Origin of the sequence: Bariatricus sp. HCP28S3_D3 (assembly GCF_052065755.1) — a bacterium.
Lineage (GTDB): Bacteria > Bacillota > Clostridia > Lachnospirales > Lachnospiraceae > Allocoprococcus.
This window is the reverse complement of record NZ_JBQHTK010000036.1, coordinates 1-21,735: the sequence shown is the minus strand read 5'-3', so window position 1 is coordinate 21,735 and position 21,735 is coordinate 1. Positions and strand designations below refer to the sequence as shown.

At 42.5% G+C, this 21,735-nt stretch carries 19 protein-coding genes; 17 read left to right on the top strand and 2 right to left on the bottom strand.

Translation table 11 applies throughout. The features are described 5' to 3' along the window. Positions 1–106: 106 nt before the first annotated feature. Complete coding sequence (locus tag ACTNB3_RS15465; RefSeq protein ID WP_441026735.1) at positions 107–562, bottom strand: helix-turn-helix transcriptional regulator; 456 nt, start codon at positions 560–562, stop codon at positions 107–109. Between the two features lie 11 nt (positions 563–573). Then, on the bottom strand, positions 574–960 hold the full coding sequence (locus tag ACTNB3_RS15460) for a hypothetical protein (protein WP_441026733.1): 387 nt from the start codon (positions 958–960) through the stop codon (positions 574–576). Between the two features lie 438 nt (positions 961–1,398). Here ACTNB3_RS15460 and ACTNB3_RS15455 point away from each other — a divergent pair, with 438 nt between their 5' ends. The 17 genes from ACTNB3_RS15455 (at position 1,399) to ACTNB3_RS15375 (ending at position 21,222) form a co-directional block, all read left to right on the top strand. Continuing rightward, entirely contained in the window at positions 1,399–2,094 is a 696-nt protein-coding gene (locus ACTNB3_RS15455; RefSeq protein ID WP_427808069.1) for a response regulator transcription factor, read from the top strand. 15 nt (positions 2,095–2,109) lie between these two features. After that, positions 2,110–4,710 (top strand): sensor histidine kinase, encoded by a 2,601-nt coding sequence (locus ACTNB3_RS15450; RefSeq protein ID WP_441026731.1) that lies wholly within the window; start codon positions 2,110–2,112, stop codon positions 4,708–4,710. A gap of 140 nt (positions 4,711–4,850) precedes the next feature. Beyond that, complete coding sequence (locus tag ACTNB3_RS15445) at positions 4,851–6,002, top strand: class I SAM-dependent methyltransferase (RefSeq protein ID WP_441026729.1); 1,152 nt, start codon at positions 4,851–4,853, stop codon at positions 6,000–6,002. Then, complete coding sequence (locus tag ACTNB3_RS15440; protein ID WP_441026727.1) at positions 5,995–8,505, top strand: hypothetical protein; 2,511 nt, start codon at positions 5,995–5,997, stop codon at positions 8,503–8,505. The genes ACTNB3_RS15445 and ACTNB3_RS15440 overlap by 8 nt, the downstream gene beginning before the upstream one ends. Positions 8,506–8,541: 36 nt before the next feature. Next, a complete protein-coding gene (locus tag ACTNB3_RS15435; protein ID WP_427808061.1) occupies positions 8,542–9,405 on the top strand; it encodes a methionyl aminopeptidase in 864 nt (287 codons plus the stop codon). Positions 9,406–9,523: 118 nt separating this feature from the next. Then, positions 9,524–10,600 (top strand): 6-phosphofructokinase, encoded by a 1,077-nt coding sequence (locus ACTNB3_RS15430; protein WP_441026725.1) that lies wholly within the window; start codon positions 9,524–9,526, stop codon positions 10,598–10,600. A gap of 20 nt (positions 10,601–10,620) precedes the next feature. Continuing rightward, entirely contained in the window at positions 10,621–12,186 is a 1,566-nt protein-coding gene (gene dnaX / locus ACTNB3_RS15425; protein ID WP_441026723.1) for a DNA polymerase III subunit gamma/tau, read from the top strand. Positions 12,187–12,242: 56 nt separating this feature from the next. Further along, positions 12,243–12,596 (top strand): YbaB/EbfC family nucleoid-associated protein, encoded by a 354-nt coding sequence (locus tag ACTNB3_RS15420; RefSeq protein ID WP_441026721.1) that lies wholly within the window; start codon positions 12,243–12,245, stop codon positions 12,594–12,596. A gap of 24 nt (positions 12,597–12,620) precedes the next feature. After that, positions 12,621–13,217: a recombination mediator RecR gene (recR, locus tag ACTNB3_RS15415; protein WP_427808053.1), complete on the top strand. Its 597-nt coding sequence runs from the start codon at positions 12,621–12,623 to the stop codon at positions 13,215–13,217. A 55-nt stretch (positions 13,218–13,272) separates the two neighbouring features. Next, entirely contained in the window at positions 13,273–14,409 is a 1,137-nt protein-coding gene (locus ACTNB3_RS15410; protein ID WP_441017120.1) for a LacI family DNA-binding transcriptional regulator, read from the top strand. Positions 14,410–14,625: 216 nt separating this feature from the next. Next, the gene (gene fsa, locus ACTNB3_RS15405; protein ID WP_427808049.1) at positions 14,626–15,282 is read left to right on the top strand and encodes a fructose-6-phosphate aldolase; all 657 of its coding nucleotides are present in this window, start codon (positions 14,626–14,628) and stop codon (positions 15,280–15,282) included. A 55-nt stretch (positions 15,283–15,337) separates the two neighbouring features. Beyond that, a complete protein-coding gene (locus tag ACTNB3_RS15400; protein ID WP_427808047.1) occupies positions 15,338–16,174 on the top strand; it encodes a transketolase in 837 nt (278 codons plus the stop codon). Next, entirely contained in the window at positions 16,162–17,103 is a 942-nt protein-coding gene (locus ACTNB3_RS15395) for a transketolase family protein (protein ID WP_427820541.1), read from the top strand. The genes ACTNB3_RS15400 and ACTNB3_RS15395 overlap by 13 nt, the downstream gene beginning before the upstream one ends. Positions 17,104–17,301: 198 nt before the next feature. Beyond that, the gene (locus ACTNB3_RS15390; RefSeq protein WP_427820555.1) at positions 17,302–17,853 is read left to right on the top strand and encodes a phosphohydrolase; all 552 of its coding nucleotides are present in this window, start codon (positions 17,302–17,304) and stop codon (positions 17,851–17,853) included. 60 nt (positions 17,854–17,913) lie between these two features. Beyond that, entirely contained in the window at positions 17,914–19,089 is a 1,176-nt protein-coding gene (locus ACTNB3_RS15385; protein ID WP_427820540.1) for a LysM peptidoglycan-binding domain-containing protein, read from the top strand. Between the two features lie 52 nt (positions 19,090–19,141). After that, positions 19,142–20,314 carry a DUF5711 family protein gene (locus ACTNB3_RS15380; RefSeq protein ID WP_441017114.1) on the top strand — a complete coding sequence of 391 codons (1,173 nt, stop codon included), beginning with the start codon at positions 19,142–19,144 and terminating at the stop codon, positions 20,312–20,314. 8 nt (positions 20,315–20,322) lie between these two features. Further along, entirely contained in the window at positions 20,323–21,222 is a 900-nt protein-coding gene (locus tag ACTNB3_RS15375; RefSeq protein ID WP_441026718.1) for a CvpA family protein, read from the top strand. Positions 21,223–21,735: the final 513 nt, after the last annotated feature.

Genomic DNA, 21,735 nt, shown 5'->3' with positions numbered 1-21,735 from the left:
AATATGTCGATCAGAATTGATGCTTTCTGAGTCGGATTCGGCGGCAAACCAGCCGGACGCGGATTGAAATATCTTTAGTTATCATAATGCGTTAGAGAGAGGAGCTTTACGCTCCTTTTTCTATGCGTTTTTTTCCATCAGAGTAGCACTGATAGAATGCGTCAACCAGTTCCGCGGTTTCCTCTGCGGTGAGCTTATCAATCAGTGATTCCGGAATTCTGCGATAGTTCGCGCGGAAGGTATCTCCAAAGCATCCGATCTTACTGAGCATGACTACCTTATTGTACTTATCCATTTCTAACGCATCAGACAAGGTCATTTCACCAGACTTGATAGCTTCGTACATTTCGTTTGTAAATATTGACGTATTCATGTTTACAAGCTCGTCGATCGAGCAGCCGAACGCATGTGAGATGGCGTCTGCTGTTTTTGTTGTCATGTTATCAATGGCATATTCCCCGGATTCGTACTTCTGTATCTGACGGATGTTCACTCCGGACTTCTCTGCAAGTTCTTTCTGCGTCATTCCACATAATTTCCTAAGCTCTTTTAATGTTGCCATAATAATCCTCCTTATCTTCCGATGTATTCTTTTGTCATAGCATTTACTTCGTCCCATTTACCACATACATATTCATTCGTAACGAGATCAACGTAGCCGCATTTGTAAGCGCCTTTGAATCTTCCATTTCCGGTAAAACAAGTGATAGTGAGATATTCTCTCTTCTGTCCATTCTTTTCCCATACTTTCGACTGTACCTGTCTATCTGTTCCGAGATTGATATGATAGTCATTGTAAGCCATCTCTTCGAGATTTGCCTTCAGCTCTTCTACGAGATTTTCTTTCATTTCTTTTGCCTCCTGCCATGCTTTCTTAAGTCCGGAGGAAATTGTCATACCTAATTTTTTAACCAGTTCCCATGCTCTTTTCATAATGTTTGATAAATTGTATTTCTTCATTTTCGTTTCCTCCGTTCCTTATCTTTGATTATATTATACGCCTATATAGGCGTAATGTCAAGAGGAAAATGCAAAAAAAATGGAGAAAGGGGGAGCATGTGCGACTGCTTCCCCTAACTCCAATTCCGCTCTCTTTTAGTTACTGAATCGATCTGTACAACATAGCTATCTTGTAATTGTAGTGTAGCACAAATGTTGCGATATGTGATATTTTCGATGAAAATAGATGCATATCGGTAAATTTCGATTGGTAATATTGTATCATCTTCGGCTGAATTACTTCTTATCTAATTGTAACGGTTAGTAACACGTTAGTGACAAAAATGCCGAAAAACCGCGTAAAATCAGCAAAAAAATTTAAATGAAAATTAAGAAAACTCCCCGCATGCTCTTAAAAAATCTTTGATAATCTTGTATACTGTAGAGGAGGTGATGAATATGTCTACAATTTTAGTTTGTGACGATGATAAAGATATCGTAGATGCGATCGATATTTACCTTACTCAGGAGGGATATCAGGTGCTAAAAGCCTATAATGGCGAAGAAGCAATCAAAGTTTTAAAGGAAAAGGAAGTGGATCTTCTGATTATAGATGTCATGATGCCGCGTCTTGACGGAATCAGGGCGACCTTAAAGATTCGGGAAGAGATGAGTCTGCCGATCATTATTTTATCAGCGAAGTCGGAAGATGCAGATAAGATTCTGGGACTGAATATCGGTGCGGATGATTATATGACGAAACCGTTCAATCCGCTTGAATTGGTTGCAAGAGTGAAATCTCAGTTGCGTCGTTATACCCAGCTTGGAAGTACATCAAAAGAAGACAGCAAATATGAATTTAAAACCGGAGGACTGGTCATCCGGGATGATTTAAAGCGGGTGACCGTGGATGGTGAGACAGTCAAATTAACTCCTATTGAGTATAATATTCTACTTTTACTGGTCAAAAATCAAGGAAAAGTATTTTCAATCAATCAGATTTATGAAAGTATCTGGAATGAAGAGGCGATCGGCGCAGATAATACGGTTGCGGTACATATCCGGCATATTCGTGAAAAGATAGAGATTAATCCAAAGGAACCTCGCTATCTTAAAGTCGTCTGGGGTGTAGGGTATAAGGTGGAAAAAATATAATCAGGAGGCGACAGTATGAATAAATGGTATAGGAGTGCGCCATGTAAGGGAGTTCTTCTTGTGTTGGAACATCTGATGGCGTCAACTGCGGCGGTCTGTCTTGTGTGGATGATGACTTGTTATATGAATGGCGGTATGGCGGCGATTTTGGATAAACCGGAGCAGAAATACGAAGACTCCAAAGCTTTTGAAGAACAGCTTCAGGGAGTTGCATCGGACATAATCTGGGCTGAACCCAGAATGGAAGAATTCGAAACAGAAGGAGTCTATGATGAAAATAAGACGGTAGACCTCAGAGAATTCCTGGATGATGAAACAATCTCGGGTGAGAATAAAAGCGGTCTGGCATATAGGCTTGGTGATTTGTATGAATGGGGGATAACCGGGGTATATGGAAACTATGGGGCGACAGCGGATATCGATAAAAAAATCATAGTCTGTAAGCGTGAAGATGGTACATACCAGTATTTTTACCAGGATGAATTTCAGAAAATGCTTGAGGATGGATCACTAAGATTTTCTACGATAGAAGAAGCAAAGAGCTTCGGGTACGAAACACAGGAAGAGATATTTGGATTACTGTTAAACGGAGAGGTAGGCTATGAGAGCCTATACAAAAATCTGCTCGACAGTGATGGGAGAATTGCATTTACCAGCTTTTGGCTATACGACGGGTACATGGTAGAAGAAACATATAAACCGCTGGGAGTATCAAATCTGGTGGAACTGGTGAATACAGATCCGAGATGGAATGGAAAACTGAGTGAAGTGATGGAGGCAATCGCAGAAGCGGTGGATCGGATTAATAATGAAGTGGATAACTGCCGGACGATCCTGAATGAATGGTCGGAAGGAAATTCGAATCTTTATTATTTGCTGGTGGACAGAAAAACAGGAAAAATCTATTCCAATAGGGCAGAGATTTTGAGAATGTCAGATTGGAAAGAGGGCATTGAGTACATCAAGAAATATGGAAAATATGTTGTTGTTACGCCAAAACTTGCTGAGTTTGAAAGTAATATGAAGAAATCGGCAACGGTATGGAAAAGTGTGATTTCGTCTTTTGTACGGACTAATGATTATGTTTGTGCATTTGCGGTTGATACTACATATCCGGTTCAGGACCAATTTTACCAGGAAAATGAAGTGTATAGTGAATATGCTCCCGTTTACAGGACGGTCTTTGGAATCGGAATAACAGCGGTAATTATTTTTTTGATTTGCCTGACGTGGCTTACAATCATATCCGGCCGTTCCAACCGTGAGGAGGGAGTCTGCCTTCTTACGATAGACAGAATGAAGACGGAAATTTTCATTGTGATTGTGGGAGGTGCATGTGCCCTGGCTGTAACTGCTGTTGCTTATGTATGTGATTCTATCTTTAGTCAGGGATATTATCATTATGCGACATCAACAACCACCAGTTCGACATCCTATGCAATTTCCAATGGATATATTTTGTGGACGTGGGACAGTGTCATATTGTTGGGCATGGCTTTTATGCTGCTCTGCGTGGCAGTTTCGATCTTGTGGTTTGGAATGACAAGAAGAATCAAAGCACATACGATCTGGAAAAACAGTCTTTTCTGCTGGATATGCAGGTTTATAAAAATGATGTTTTCCAATATCAATGCTTTGTGGGGGACGTTGGTCGGATTTGGAGTATTTACTCTGCTTCACTGGTTTGCTGTCGGTTGGGCGTGGCAAGCACCTTTCTGGCTCATCGTCATGCTGGCGGCGGAAGCGGTGGCGCTTGTTGTAGTGGTTCGTTCGACACTCGGACGCAATAGGATCAGAAAAGGAGTGTCTGCAATTGCGGAGGGACAGGTTGATTATCAGATTCCACTGGAAGGATTGAGCGGTGAGCAGCGGGGAGTGGCGGAACAGATTAATAAGATTGGAGACGGGTTGGATCGTGCGCTGGAAGCAAGTATGAAAAATGAGAGGATGAAAACGGATCTGATCACCAATGTTTCGCATGATATCAAGACGCCTCTGACTTCCATTATCAATTATGTGGAACTTTTAAAACGTGAGAATTTCGAGGATCCGAAGATACAGAATTATCTTCAGATTCTGGAAGAAAAAGCGTTTCGTCTGAAAACGTTGACGGAAGATGTAGTGGAAGCCTCCAAGGTCAGCAGCGGTAACATTAAACTGGAGAAAATGAATCTGAATCTGGTCGAGTTGGTCAATCAGACCTACGCAGAGCTGGAAGAAAAATTTACAGACAGGAACCTTCATTTGGTTGTGAATCTTCCGGAGGAACCGGCAATTATATTTGCGGATGGCAGAAGAATGTGGCGCGTATTATTTAATGTATTCAATAATGCGGCAAAATATGCGATGGAGGGCACCAGAGTGTATGTTGATCTGATGACCGTGGGACAGGAGATCCGCTTTACTTTGAAAAATGTGTCAGAACAGCCTTTGAATATTTCTGCGGATGAGTTGACAGAGCGTTTTATCAGGGGAGATCTTTCACGAAGTACGGAAGGAAGCGGTCTGGGATTATCGATAGCAAAGAATCTTACAGAATTACAGGGAGGTACTTTTGAATTATATCTGGATGGAGATTTGTTTAAAGTGTTGATCTGTTTTCCGAAAGCAGAATAAGTTAGAAAATGTGAAACCTTTCAGAGAGCGGGAGCCCGGCGCAAGCCGGGCTCCTTATTCATGTGAAAACCCCTTGCGTTTCCAACATTTCCGTTTTACAATATTAGGGTATCTTCGACTATGATTCAGAGGAGTATATTATGGATACATTAAAATCAGTTTTGGATAAAAGTTTTAATATAGATTTTGTTTCTGCGGTGCTCAGTAATCCGCGGGAAAAAGATGGGACGGTGAAGGTTAAAATACGTCCGGTCATGAAGCAGGACAGACTGCTTTTTCAATGTGAAGAATACAGGAACAATCAGGCGTTTCATCTGAATCTGGAGGCGGAAGCGACTTCGGAATATGTGGAAAACCAGATGAAAGTTTTCAAGCAGATGCAGATGGAAACAAGGCAGTTCCGCTACCAGGTTCTTGTTAGTAAGAAAGGCAAGATGACGATACAGAAGAGACTGCAGACTGCTGAAGTGAAAGAAGTGAATTATTCGCACAATCGTGCGAAGCACTATATTCTGGAAGAAGGGAAAACGGTTCCTTTTCTGCGGGATCTGGGAGTTATGACGAAGACGGGAGAAATCGTGCGTACGAAGTTCGACAAGTTTCGCCAGATTAATCGTTTCCTGGAGTTTATTGAAGATATTCTGCCACAGCTGCCAAAGGACAGAGAAGTGACGATCCTGGATTTTGGCTGTGGAAAATCATATTTGACTTTTGCGATGTATTACTATTTGCACGAGCTGAATGGATATGACATCCGTATCATTGGACTGGATCTGAAAACAGATGTGATCGAAGCGTGTAATCAGCTTGCAAAAAAATATGGATACAAGAAACTGAAGTTCCTGGAAGGAAATATTGCAGATTATACCGGAAGCGACGAGGTAGATATGGTTGTGACGCTTCATGCCTGTGATACAGCGACGGATTTTGCGCTTGCGAAAGCTGTGGGATGGAAAGCCAAAGTCATTCTTTTGGTTCCTTGCTGTCAGCATGAGCTCAATGGGCAAATGGCAAAAGAAGTGCTTGCGCCGCTGTTTTCCTATGGGCTGATTAAAGAACGGATGGCGGCACTTGTGACAGATTCGCTCCGTGCGGAGTATTTAAAAAGGGAAGGGTATGATACACAGATTCTGGAATTTATCGATATGGAACATACGCCGAAGAATATATTGATACGGGCCGTATATACGGGAAAACGGGGAGACAATGATGAGGCAATCTGTGCATGCGAGAAAATGCTGCATGTTCAGCCTACGTTGGGAAAATTATTAAAGGGTGAAATATATGATTAAAAAAATAGCGGTGCGCGCAAGTGTTCTTACTGCCGTGTTTATCATGGCAGTGATTGTGTTCAGTTATCTGACCAATCGTGGGAATACGGACATGAGCGCTGATATGGATGGTGCAACATTGCCGAGAATTTCATTTGTGACGGAAGGGTATGAAATTAATTCCATTCCTGGGTATAAGAATGACATGGAGATTCCATCAATGCGCGATACACTCACTCCGGTGGAAAATCGTGAGATAGAACTGCATCTCGAAAAATATGACACTCAGGTTCAGAAGATGACCTGGCAGGTATTTACATTGGACGGCGAAAAATGTCTGCAGCAGGAGACGTTAAAAGAGATTGGTGATGTGGAAACACTCAAGTTAAAGGGCGATGGAATACTGGATGAAGAACGTGTACTTAAGGTGACCCTCCATCTGGAAAATGAGGATGTATATTATTATACAAGAATTCGAAATCAGGAAGGATGCAATTATAAAACATGTCTGGATTTTGCAAATACTTTTCATGAGCGGGCCATGAAGAAAGAGCAGACAGATGAATTGGAGCCCTATCTGGAGACGACATCGGACGGTGCGGTTTCTACTTATCAGACAGTTACGATTCACTCGGATTTGAATCATGTAGTATGGGGAGAACTAAGGCCTCAGGTTGCTGGAGATGTGTTGTGGGAAGTGAAAGAGTGTAATGAGACATATACTTCCATCTTATTGACCTATCGTGTGAGGTGTGCCGGGGTAAGTGACAATCCGGAGGCATTGTATACAGTGAAGGAATTCTTCCGCGTCAGAGTTGTGGGGGATAAGCAGTATTTGATGGATTATAATCGAACAATGACTCAGAATTTTGACGGTACAACGAAGGCACTTGGCAGTAAGGGAATCCTGCTGGGAATCGCACCTGTGGATCTGGAATATCAGATTAATTCAGAGGGCACAATTGTTTCTTTCGTGCAGAATAATGAACTTTGGAATTATGACAAAGATGCCGATGAGATGTCGCTGGTATTCAGCTTTGCAGATGCAGAGAATGTAGATATTCGTAACTTTTATGACCGGCATGAAATTCATATTGTATCGGTGGATCAAGTGGGAAATACAACATTTACCGTGTCGGGATATATGAACCGGGGGACACATGAAGGAGAGACCGGTGTTGCGGTATACTATTTTGACAGTGAGAAGAATTCGGTGGCAGAGAAAGCGTTTGTTCCAAGCAGTAAAGGCTATTATGTCATGAAAGAAGAGCTCGGGAAATATGTGTACTACAGCAATAAAAGCGAAATGCTTTATGTGATGATGGATGGAACCCTTTACAGCGTTGACATGGAAGAAGATACCAGGGAAGTCCTTGTTCGAGGGCTTGAAAACGGACAGTATACGGCTTCACAAGACGGGCATCTGCTTGCGTATCAGGGAATCGGCGGTAAAGTAAATGAATCGGAAAAGATTACGGTTTTGAATTTGCAGACTGGGGATTCTTTTGAAATTGATGCGGAAAATGGTGAATATCTGAAACCAGTAGGATTTATTAAGGATGATTTTGCATATGGAACGCTTAAGTCAGAAGACGGAGGACAGACACTTGCGGGTCAGTCTGTGTACCCGATGTATAAGCTGCAGATTATCAACCAGAAACAGGAAATTGTGAAGACATATGAAGTGGCTGATGTGTATTTGCTGGATGGCTATATTAATGATAATATGCTGCAGCTGAACCGGGTAGCGAAAAACGGAAATATTTATATGGCGATCACTCCGGATTATATCACAAATAACGAAGAACAGGCAGAGAGTAACATTAAACTGGAGTCCTATACAGAAGATACGCGGCAGAAAGTAATGCGTCTGACTTATGAAGACGGAATCAAAGACAGTAATGCCAAGCTCCTCAAGCCAAAGCAGGTATTGTTCGATAAGTCGATGACGATTCGGTTTGATGAGTCAACGATGGATGGCAAGTATTATGTATATGCGCTTGGTGAATTGCAGGGAGTTTATGAACGCGCAAGTTATGCTGTGATAAAAGCCAATGAAGTGAACGGTGTTGCGGTTTCCTCCAGACAGGCGTATGTTTGGGAAAGAGGAAACTGGCCTTCCGTGTATGAGGTGGAGAATATGACGGAATTCCAGATGGAAGAGGGCGAAACCGCAATGGCTGCCTGCTTGCAGCAGATGCTTCAAAAAGAGGGAAAAACAGCTGATGTGGTGAAAGAGCTGAATGCTGGGAAATCTCCGGAAACGATTCTCAGTACGTATATCGGAGGGGAGGGGCTGGACCTGACCGGATGTACAACGGAAGAGATCCTATATACGATCAGCCGTGAGACACCAGTTATTGCGATGTTTGAGAATGGGCATACAGTGCTGGCCATCGGATATAATAAAACGAATATTGCATATCTGGATCCGGCGGACGGGAAGAGATACTCTGTTACGTTTGCAGAAATGGAAAGCAAGGTCGGAGCTAGCGGAAATACATTTATCGGTTATGTGAAATAGTAAAAAATAAGAAAGTCAGGTAATAATATGAATCATATGGAACGAAATGAATTATGCTGGTGCGGAAGCGGTAAGAAATACAAAAAATGCCATCTTGCCATTGAGGAGAGGATTGCATATCATGAGGAAAAAGGAGAGATTGTGCCGACTCGTGATATTTTGAAGACGATTCCACAGATTGAAGGAATTAAAAAGAGTGCCCGGCTGAATACGGCAGTGCTGGATCATGTGGCTGAACACATTCATGCGGGAATGAGTACAGAAGAAATCGATCGCCTTGTTTATGATTTTACTGTGTCGCATGGAGGAATTCCCGCTCCGCTTCATTATCAGGGATTTCCGAAAAGTGTCTGCACTTCAATCAACAATGAGGTCTGCCACGGGATTCCGGATGAATCCATTATTCTGGAAGAGGGAGATATCATCAATGTGGACGTGTCAACGATTCTGGACGGCTATTTTTCAGATGCTTCCAGAATGTTTATGATAGGAAATGTCAGTGAGCGTGCCAGAAAACTGGTTGAAGTTACGAAAGAATGTGTAGAACTGGGACTTGCACAGGCAAAACCGTGGAATCATCTCGGGGATATTGCCGATGCAATCAATACGTATGCGAAGGCGAACGGATATTCTGTGGTGGAAGATATCGGTGGTCATGGAATCGGATTGGAATTTCATGAAGATCCGTGGGTGAGCTATGTGACCCCGAAGGGAAGCGAGATGCTTCTGGTACCGGGAATGATTTTCACGATCGAGCCGATGATCAATGAGGGAAGCCCGGATTTCTTTGTTGATGAAGAAAATGAATGGACAGTTTATACGGAGGATGACGGACTTTCTGCACAAGTGGAATATATGGTGCTGATTACGGAAGACGGTGCGGAAGTCCTTACAAAATAATTCCAAAGAGTCCACTATTGTTTCTGGAGAAAGAATCAGTTATAATAAAAGAAATGTGGGCGGCGCGAGACGTTATCTGTATGCGGACGCTCTAAAAGGACAGAAAGGATGAGGAGCAATGTTAAGAATAGGAATGCTGACCAGCGGCGGAGACTGCCAGGCACTGAATGCGGCAATGAGAGGTGTTGTAAAAGCGATTTTCTCAAAGCGTGATGATGTGGAGATTTATGGATTTCAGGAAGGTTACAAGGGATTGATCTATTCCAACTTTAAAATGCTGACTTCCAGAGATTTCTCGGGAATTCTGACAGTCGGCGGAACAATCCTCGGAACATCCCGTCAGCCATTTAAACTGATGAGAGTGCCCGGATCGGACGGCATTGATAAAGTGGAATCGATGAAGCATACGTATCACAAGCTGAATCTGAACTGCCTTGTTGTACTTGGCGGAAACGGAACTCATAAGACAGCCAATCTTCTGAGAGAAGAGGGACTGAATGTAATTACACTGCCGAAGACGATTGATAATGACCTCTGGGGAACCGATATGACGTTTGGATTCCAGAGTGCGGTGGATATTGCAACCGACACGATTGACAGAATCCATACCACAGCAACATCTCACAGCCGTGTATTCATCGTAGAGGTAATGGGACATAAAGTGGGATATGTAACACTTCATGCCGGTATTGCAGGCGGCGCAGATATTATCCTTTTGCCGGAGATCCCGTATAAACTGGATACCATTATCAATGCAATCAATGCCCGTGCAAAAGCTGGAAAGAGATTTACGATTATTGCAGTGGCGGAGGGAGCAATTTCTGAGGAAGATGCAGCGCTTCCGAAGAAGAAACTGAAAGAAAAACAGGCAAAGAAGAAATATCCTTCTGTTGCATATGAATTGGCTGAGAAGATCCAGAACCGTACCGATCAGGAAGTACGTATTACAGTACCGGGTCATACACAGAGAGGTGGAACACCATGCCCGTATGACCGTGTTCTTGCAACGCGTCTGGGTGCCGCAGCCGCGGATCTGATTCTGAAAGAAGATTACGGCTACATGGTGGCAATCAAGAACGGACAGATTAAGAAAGTGCCGCTTGCTGAGGTGGCCGGAAAGCTGAAGATGGTTGATCCGAATTCCGATATTATCAAAGAAGCAAGGATGACCGGTATCAGTTTTGGAAATGAATAGAAACTGAGGAGTAAAAGAACATGTCATATACTGCCTTATACCGCAAGTTCCGGCCTACGGAATTTGAGGACGTGAAGGGACAAGATCACATTATTACAACATTAAAAAATCAGATAAAGGCAGAGAGAATCGGACATGCCTATTTGTTCTGCGGAACAAGGGGAACCGGGAAAACGACTGTGGCGAAGATATTTGCCAAAGCAGTGAATTGTGAGCATCCGGTGGATGGAAGTCCATGTGGGGAGTGCCCGATGTGCAAAAGCATTGCGGCGGGCACTTCCATGAATGTGATTGAAATTGATGCGGCCTCCAATAATGGCGTTGATAATATCAGGGAGATCCGGGAAGAGGTCTCCTACCGTCCGACAGAAGGCCGTTTTAAAGTCTATATTATCGATGAGGTGCATATGCTTTCTATCGGGGCATTTAATGCACTTCTTAAGACTCTGGAGGAACCTCCGGAGTATGTTATTTTTATTTTGGCTACAACAGAAGCCCATAAGATACCAATTACGATTCTGTCACGTTGTCAGCGTTATGATTTTAAAAGGATTACGATTGACACGATTGCAGCGCGTTTGACGGATCTGATGAAGAAAGAACAGGTAGATGTAGAGGAGAAAGCTATCCGGTATGTGGCAAAAGCGGCGGATGGTTCCATGCGTGATGCGCTCAGTCTTCTGGATCAGTGCATTGCGTTTTATCTGGGACAAAAACTGACGTATGATCATGTACTGGAAGTCCTGGGAGCTGTGGATACGGAGGTGTTCAGCCGTCTTCTGCGGGAAATTATTTCTCAGAATGTGTCAGCAGTACTGAAAACGGTGGATGAACTGGTCATGCAGGGAAGGGAACTGTCGCAGCTCGCTGCGGATTTTACCTGGTATCTGAGAAATCTTCTTCTGGTAAAGAGCTCTGATAATATGGAAGATGTGCTGGATGTATCAACAGAGAATCTGGTGCAGCTCAAAGAAGAAGCACAGATGATAGAGGATGAAGTGCTCTTGCGCTATATCCGTATTTTCTCGGAGCTTACCAATCAATTGAAATATGCGACGCAGAAGAGAGTTCTGCTGGAAGTGACGTTGATCAAGCTGTGCAGACCGCAGATGGAAACGACCCGGGACAGTCTGCTGGATCGAATTCGCGCTCTGGAGAAGCAGGTGGAGGAAGGGATTACAGCAGCACCTGCCGGAGAACGAGTGGTGTATGTGAACGGAGATGCGCCGGCAGAGGCGCCGAAACCAAAGCTTCCGAAGGCAATCGCAGAGGATGTAAAGCAGGTAGTGTCTAATTTCCGCGGGATTGCAAATGAAGCATCCGGTATGCTGAGAACGTATTTAAAGCAGGCAAGACTGAGTGTAGGGGCACAGAATCAGCTTCTAATCGTACTCCCGGATGAAATCAGTGCAAGTGTGGTTGGGAGCGATTCACATAAGCAGGAGCTTCAGGAATTGATAGAAAAGAAAATCGGCAAAACGGTTGATATTGAAGTTCGTCAGGTTGAAAAAGGGCGGCATTTCGAGGACAGTTTTGTGGATATAGAAAAAATGATTCATATGGATATTACCATTGAAGATGAATAAAACCGGCAGCAGGACTGTCGGGGAAGAGATTGCAGCATTCAAGGAGGATTATTATTATGGCAAAACGAGGAGGATTTCCGGGTGGAGGAATGCCGGGGAATATGGCAAATCTGATGAAACAGGCACAGAAGATGCAGCGTCAGATGGAAGAACAGGCGAAAGAGATGGAGACAAAGGAATTTACTGCAACTGCCGGAGGCGGAGCTGTGGAAGTTACTGTCAGCGGGAAGAGAGAAGTGCTTAAGGTAAAACTTCAGGAAGAAGTCGTAGATCCGGATGATATTGAGATGCTGGAAGATTTGATCGTAGCTGCTACGAATGAGGCGCTGAGACAGGTTGAGGACGCCAATGCATCTGCGATGAGTAAACTGACAGGTGGAATAGGCGGAGGAATGCTGGGAATGTTCTAAAAGAACGTACAAGGAGAATAAATCATGGATTATTACAGCAGTCAGATAACCAAATTGATTGAAGAACTGTCGAGACTGCCTGGGATCGGAAATAAGTCAGCCGCAAGGCTGGCTTTTCATATGATAAATATGCCGAAAGAACAGGTGGAACAGCTTGCAAATACGATGGTCGAAGCGCGGAACAATGTGCGGTACTGTAAAGAATGCTGCACACTTACCGATCAGGAGCTGTGCCCGATCTGCGCAAGTACAGAAAGAGATCATCAGACAATTATGGTTGTGGAAAATACAAGAGATATGGGTGCATATGAAAAAACCGGAAAATATAACGGTGTGTATCATGTGCTCCATGGAGCGATCTCTCCCATGCTTGGAATCGGACCGGGAGACATCAGGCTGAAGGAACTTATGGCACGTCTTCAAGGAGATGTGAAGGAAGTGATCATTGCGACCAATTCCAGCCTGGAAGGCGAAACGACGGCGATGTATATCAGTAAACTGATTAAACCAACCGGAATCAAGGTGAGTCGGATCGCCAGCGGAGTACCGGTAGGCGGAGATCTGGAATATATCGATGAGGTCACACTATTACGTGCACTGGAAGGACGTACTGAATTGTAGAAACAGTGAGTATAGACTGAAATGATATTTGGGAATGATTCCGGAAAGGAGCTTCATGGGAAAGAAAAAAGTCACTTCTTCAGATGTTGCGAAAGCGGCTGGCGTTTCGCAGGCCACAGTATCTATGGTGCTGAACAGAAAATATAATGTTTCTTTTTCGAAAGAGACAATACAGAAGGTGGAACAGGCTGCAGAGGAAATGGGATATGAGATTCCCAAAAGAAAGAAGCGGAAGGAAAGCCGAAAGGAGAAGCTGATCGTTGTGTTTTGCCCTAATTTGACAAATCCATATTATGTGATGCTTCTCCAGGGGATTGAAACTCGTGCGAAAGAACAGGGCTTTGGGCTGTTCATCTGTAATACGCAGCGTGAACTGAAAATGGAAGAACGTTATCTGAAAATGATGTGGGAGTTAAAACCGCTTGGGATAATTTATACATGTAATCCGAGCAGGTGTTTTATGGAACTTGTAGAAGAACTTGCGGAACACATACCGATCGTGGTCGTTAACAATCAGAATGAACGATTAAATGTTGATGCGGTAGAATTGGACAATTCTAAACTGGGCCGTCTGATGGCACGTCATCTTCTGGAACTGGGGCATCGTAAAGTCGCATATATCGCTCCTCCGCTCACAACCCGGCAGAAGCAGCGGTCCAAACGTGTGGAAGGATTCCTGAAAGAGTTTGAATCGAGAGGATTGAAACAGAATGTGATCATCAAAGCTGCGGATGAGAAAATTGATATGAGTGTTCCGAATATTGATTCAGAGTATAAGATTGGATATGACCTGACAAAAGAATTGCTGCGGGAACAGAACGATGTAACGGCTATCGTAGGGTTGAATGACATGATTGCATTCGGAATTCTGGATGCACTTCAGTCGGAAAAATACAAAGTGCCGGGAGATATTTCGGTCATGGGGTGTGATAACACGTTGTTTGCAAGGATGCACAAGGTATCGCTTACAACAATTGAACATTTTGTGGTCTTTAAAGGAAGAGATGCCTGTGATATCATTATGAAAAAAATTGCTTCACAGAACAGCAAGGTTTCAGAATTTCAACCCATCAGCACCTATCATGTTGAATATGAACCGAAATTGATCGTGAGAGGGACAACTTCGTATGCAAAAACTAAAATTAGTTCAAAAGCAAAAAATATTAGTAATAAATTAAAAGACAAATCTTGAAAATAGCGGTAAAACAGTTGGTTGATTAGTAAAATAAGATATAAATGTAGTTAATAATTTACGATTATTAATAAAATAAATTATTAATAAAAATACAAGGCTATTGACCAACTTCTCCTGAATGAGATATAATTTAAATAAACCGGGCGGCAGTAAAAATGAATCAGGCTGTCGAATTACGGAAAAGATTTCTTATATTTTAAGGAGGAGAAAAAGATGAAATTTTTCATTGACACAGCGAATGTTGAAGACATCAGAAAAGCAAATGACATGGGTGTTATCTGCGGAGTAACAACTAATCCATCACTGATCGCAAAAGAAGGACGTGTATTTTCAGAAGTTATCGCAGAGATCGCTTCTATTGTAGACGGACCGATCAGCGGAGAAGTAAAAGCTACAACAGTAGATGCTGAAGGAATGATCGCAGAAGGAAGAGAGATCGCTAAGATTCATCCGAATATGGTTGTAAAGATTCCTATGACCGTAGAAGGTCTGAAGGCTTGCAAAGCTTTAAGCGCAGAAGGAATTAAGACAAATGTTACACTGATCTTTACTGCAAACCAGGCACTTCTTGCGGCAAGAGCAGGAGCTACATATGTTTCTCCGTTCCTTGGACGTCTGGATGATATTTCTGTACGTGGAACAGATCTGATCAGCGAGATCGCAGAGATTTTCGCCGTAGCAGGTGATATTGATACACAGATCATTGCAGCAAGTGTACGTAATCCGATCCATGTAACTGACTGTGCACTTGCAGGTGCAGATATCGCAACGGTACCGTATAAAGTAATTGAACAGATGACACATCATCCGCTTACAGATGCCGGAATCGCAAAATTCCAGGCTGATTATAAGGCTGTTTTTGGAGAGTAAGTATAAACGGTCGAAAGTAACATTCATATAAACATTCCATCAGGAGGCAAATTTCATGGACAAGTTAGCACTTATGAAAACTGCAAATGAAATCCGTAAAAGTATCGTGACAGCAGTGCATGCTGCAAAATCAGGACATCCGGGCGGATCTTTATCTGCAGCAGATATTTATACATATTTATATTTTGAAGAAATGAACGTGGATCCGGCAGATCCGAAGAAAGCGGACCGTGACCGTTTTGTATTATCAAAGGGACATACTGCTCCGGGCTACTATTCTGCACTGGCTCACAAAGGATTTTTCCCGGTTGAGGATCTGACGACACTTCGTCATACTGGTTCTTATCTTCAGGGACATCCGGATATGAAACATATCCCGGGCGTTGATATGTCAAGCGGATCTTTGGGACAGGGAATCTCTGCTGCTGTTGGTATGGCGATCTCTGCAAAACTTTCCGGAGATGACTATCGTGTATACACACTTCTTGGTGATGGTGAGATTCAGGAAGGCCAGGTATGGGAGGCTTCTATGCTGGCAGGATTCAAAAAACTGGACAACCTGGTAGTGATTGTGGATAACAATAACCTTCAGATTGACGGACGTATTGATGAAGTAAATTCACCATATCCGATTGATAAGAAATTTGAAGCATTTAATTTCCATGTAATCAATATTGACGGACATAATTTTGATGAAATTGATGCTGCATTCAAGGAAGCAAGAGCTACCAAGGGAATGCCGACAGCTATTATTGCCAAGACTGTAAAGGGTAAAGGGGTTTCCTTCATGGAAGATCAGGCAGGATGGCATGGAAAAGCTCCAAATGATGAGGAGTATAAGATCGCTATGGAAGATTTAGAGAAAGTAGGTGAAGCATTATGTCAGAAGTAAAGAAAATTGCAACAAGAGAAAGCTACGGTAATGCTTTGGCAGAATTAGGTAAATTACATGATGATGTAGTCGTTCTGGATGCAGACCTCGCAGGCGCTACAAAAACCGGCGTGTTCAAGAAAGCGTTTCCGGAGCGCTTTATTGACTGCGGTATCGCGGAAGGAAATATGATGGGGGTTGCGGCAGGTATTGCTACAACAGGAAAAGTTCCTTTTGCAAGTACCTTTGCTATGTTTGCAGCAGGACGTGCATTCGAACAGGTACGTAATTCTATCGGATATCCGAAGAATAATGTAAAGATCGGAGCAACACATGCGGGTATCTCTGTGGGAGAAGATGGAGCATCTCATCAGTGTAACGAAGACATTGCTCTTATGAGAACAATTCCGGGAATGGTAGTTATCAGCCCATCTGATGATGTGGAAGCAAAGGCGGCAGTATTTGCAGCTTATGAGCATCAGGGACCGGTTTATATGCGTTTTGGAAGACTTGCAGTTCCGGTAATTAATGACAACCCGGACTATAAATTTGAAATCGGAAAAGGTATCGTATTAAGAGAAGGAAAAGATGTAACGATTGTTGCAACCGGACTTGAGGTCAGCGAATCTCTTGCAGCAGCAGAAAAACTGGCAGCAGACGGAATTGATGCGAAAGTGATCAACATTCATACGATCAAACCGCTGGATACCGAGCTGATTCTTACGGCAGCAAAGGAAACGGGAAAAGTTGTTACAGTTGAGGAACACTCTGTAATTGGCGGCCTTGGAAGTGCTGTGTGTGACGTGTTATCTGAAAATTGCCCGACGCCGGTTCTGAAAATCGGTGTAAATGACGTATTTGGCGAATCTGGTCCGGCAAAAGAGCTGATTGTGAAATATGGTCTGGACGCTGACAGTATTTATGAAAAAGTAAAAGCATTTGTAAAATAGTTGTTTTATCTGAAGCGAAAAACAGGCGGTTTTCGAAAACGAAAACCGCCTGTTTTTCGATCAAATCTTATGTTTTTCCTAAATTTATCAAAAATACTATAGAAAATGCGGCTATTCTGGTATACTAACAATGTCAAAAAAATGCAGCTCTTTATGGAAAGAGTGAGGGAGGAAATTATGCAGGCTTTCCGAAAAAGAATGGCAGGGCGTCTTCAGAAACTCCGCCGTGAATGGAATAAGGAATTCTATGATTGTATCCGTGATGTTGCAGAACATCCGGTGGTGCTCCGTATGAAATTGTATCCGCACCACGGTAGCAGTAATTGTTATCAGCATTGTATGCACGTCGCATATTATAATTATCAATGGTGCCGCTTTTTTAAGCTGGATGCACGTTCGGCGGCCAGAGGAGGAATGCTGCATGACCTGTTTTTATATGATTGGCATACACATGCCAGAAAAACAGGGGACCATTTTCACGGTCTGACACATCCTGAAACAGCATTGAAGAATGCGGAAAAATTTTTTGATCTGAATGACATTGAACGTGATATTATACGAAGTCATATGTGGCCGGTTACATTTTTTACAATCCCACATACCAGAGAAGCCTGGATTACGACCCTGACAGACAAATATTGTGGAGGATGCGAGACAAGTCGGCGAAAAAATGCAGATACAACAAGAATTCGAAGAGATTTGTCCCGGCTTGTCGAGTATTTTAATTATCTGATAGACACAAAGCGATAAAATAATTGATTTCCATATGCTATCATAAGCCAAATAATTATTTTGATGAGGTGAGAGTATATGGAAAACAGATTTCCCAAAAACGTACGTCAGATAGGAAATGTAAGTGATACTCCAAAGATTTATGTAGAAGATTATGTAGATACCTTTTTGAGCCAGATTTGTGAAAATACAGATGAGGAACCGGTGGGGGCGTTCCTGGTCGGTCGTATAGTGAGATCAGATGATCAGGAGGTTGTGTATATTTCCGGTGCGGTCCGTATGGAAGAGATAGGGATCGATGGAATGGATATTGTGATCGCAAGGGAGACATGGGAGAAAGCTCGGGAAGATTGCAGTGAGTATTTCGGTGGAAGAGAGATGCTTGGATGGTTCATAAGTCTTCCGGGATATCCTGCCGTATTAAATAGTAATTTGCGGCAACTGCATGAGCAGTATTTTGGTAAAAGTGGGACGGTTTTGATTTTGAAAGAACCATCGGGGACAGATGAGTTGTTTTTCGCACATAAATATGGTGAGCTGATGCCGATAGGAGGCCACTATATTTATTATGAAAAAAATCCGGCCATGCAGAATTATATGGTAAGCGCAAGAAAACAGATCGGCGTGACTCCCAGTGAAGCTGTGGAAGATAAGGCTGCAAAGGAGTTTCGTAATATTGTAAAAGAAAGATTTGAGTTTCAGGAACAAAAGCGTAATTCCAGATTTATGTATGCGGCCAGTGTCTTTCTGGTTCTTGTTGTATTGGTGATGGGAGTTACGACGATCAATAATTATGATAAAATGCGTTCCGTTCAGTCATCTGTGGAAGATATAAAAGAAAGTGTTGCAAGAAATGAAGAAAGATCTGGTACTGAAGAGACCACAGAGGCCTCAGCTTCCGGAGACAGTGTCACAGCTATGATGGAAGAGAAAAAACCGGAGAATCCGAGCGGAGAAGAAGAAAGTACAGCACAGCCTGAAAATGAGAATCAGGGAGAAGGGGATGGGGGAGAAACGTCAGACGATACTTCAGGAAATTTAGATGGGGCACAGGCGGATATAGCAGGCAATACGGCTTCCAGTACGATCCAGGAGATGAGTGAAGATATTTACATTGTACAGAAGGGCGATACGCTTGCTAAGATCAGTAAAAGAGTTTACGGTGATATCGGACATGTAGATGCTATCTGCAGGATGAATGGGCTTGAGGACGGGAATTTGATCTTCATTGGACAGAAATTATTGCTGCCCTAGAGCAGAAAGTGATATACTATATAATAAATGACGGAAAGAAAAAGGACACGATATGGGAGTTATAGTAGAGTTACGAGATCCTATGGGGGATCTGCAGGAAAAAATAAAGGTGCACAGACGCCGTATACGGAGAAAAGGAATTTTAACGATTTTAACGATTTTGGCGGCGGTTATCAGTACATTTCTTTTGATCGAGGTGCAGACATATGGCCAGACAAGGGTGATGCAGGAGTATGGAAGCGGAGGAAATAATGGCGGCAGCTATGTGCAGTTCTCAACGGGAGTATTGAAGTATAGTCGTGATGGAATTGCTTTTCTGAATAAAAAAGGAGAGGAACAGTGGAATCAGCCTTATCAGATCAAGAATCCTTTGGTGCATGTAGCTGGCAATTCTGCAGCGACGGCAGATCGAGGAGGAAATGATATTTATGTATTTGATAAGAAAGGACTTCGTGGTGAAATTCACACAAATTATCCAATAGAACAGTTCGCAATTTCGGAAAATGGAATTGTAAGTGTACTGCTCAAAAATGAGAGTACACCGCAAGTAGTGTGTTATGATGCGGCAGGGAATGTACTGGTTGAGCACAGAACTTCCTTGAGTGGACAAGGTTATCCAATCGGGATGTCGCTTTCGCCGAATGGAACGATACTTCAGATTTCTTATTTATGCGTAGTAGATGGAGTAGAGGCGACTCGAGTGGCGTATTATGATTTTGCAAATACTGACGAAGAATACGGTGTGCCGGTGGCAGAAGAGATTTATAAAAACCAGGTAATTCCTGTATCTTTTTTCGCAAACAATAAAACATCAGTCCTTATCGGTGATGGGGCGTTCTTGATTTACAGAGGTACAAATCAGCCGGAATTGTCAAAAACAGTGGAAATTGAAAAAGAAATAAAAAGTGTTTTCTATGATAAAGAATATATTGGATTTATATTACAAAATGTGGGAACAGAAGGCTATGAACTGAGACTTTATAATATGTCCGGTAATCTGGCATTGTCCAGAGATTTTGAAGGGGAGTACAGTAATATTAAAGTTTCAAATGGCAATGTTATCATGTATGATGGAAAGAAGAGTTTGATTTATTCTGAACTTGGGGTAAAAAAATTTGAAGGGGAGATGGATAAAGAGATTATGGAGATCCTGCCACTTCAGGGAATAAATAAATACTTAGTGATGAACGCCGATGGTATAGAAGAAATTCGTCTGGTGAAATAGGAGTGCGTATGAATTGGTTATTGATTATAGTTGTTGGTATCTTATTAGTAGGAGTACTTGTCGGATTTGTAAGAGGGGCCGTGCGGATTGCGGTGTCATTAGTTGCGACGCTTTTTACGATTGCGGTGGTATTTGTTGCTACGCCTTATGTGAGTAAGGCAGTCATTTCCCTTACTCCGGTGGATGAAATGTTGGAAAAACAATGCATTCATACTGTTACAAAATTAATTTCCGGAGGACAGACAGCAGAGGGATTGACGGAAGAACAGGTGAGAGCAGTACTGGCTGGAGCGGGAGTTACAGAAGAACAGTTGGCGACGGCGGGAATTACAGTGCAGGATATTGTGGATGGAAAGGTATCGGGTGAGGATCTCGCAAAATATGGAATTTCCGCAGGAATTCTGGAGGGACATACGCAGGAAAAAGCAGCGGAAATTCTGAATGATGCGGAGATACCGCGCCAGGCTCAGATTGCGGCAATTGAGGGATCCGATATTCCGGATGTGTTTAAAGAATTGCTTTTGAGCAATAACAACAGCGAAGTTTATCGTGCATTGGGAGCCACTACTTTCATGGAATATATCAGCAAATATTTTGCTAAGCTGGTTATTGATATTATCTCCTTTTTGGGAACATTTGTTATTGTGACAATCGTTGTAAGAGCAATCGTATTTGCTTTGGATTTCGTTACTGAGCTGCCGGTTCTGGGAATCCTGAACAGATTGGCAGGAATGCTTGTAGGTGCATCTATTTCCTTGATTATTGTTGGGGTTATTTTTGTAGGAATCACATTATTATATACGACTGAGATTGGAAAAACACTTATGGGAATGATTCGTGAAGATGAATTTCTGACATTATTATACGAACATAATTACATAATGAAATTAATAACTGTATTTAGATAGATACAGGAAATTGTACGGTTATAAAAAAATATATAATGTAACTGGAAAAATCTATATTAAACTATCTGAATTGCATGAAAAAAATAAAAAAGAGAAAAAACATTGACAATTAAGGAAGTAAGTGGTAAGATATGACTCGTTGACCGGACAGGAATCAGAAATGAGGGGCCGGGCAGCGGGTCATAACTGATTTCCGAAAGGGCTGAGACAGAGGCCAGGGGGCGGCATGCAGAAGTCTGATAAGAAAAAAGTTGTTGACAAACGTCGAGAGATGTGATAATCTATTTAAGCTGTCGCTCTGAAGAACAGAGTTCTGAAGAACGGATCGGCAAAAAAAGAAAAATAAAAAAGTCTTGACAGAAGCTTGAAGATGTGATAATCTAATATAGCTGTCGCGAGACGGAGAAGAAAGAACATTGATAACTAAACAATAGACAACAACCCTGAAAATTCTTTAAGAGATTTTTCAAGAACGGTTGAATCGACAGATTTAACAAACCTAAAAACAGTAAG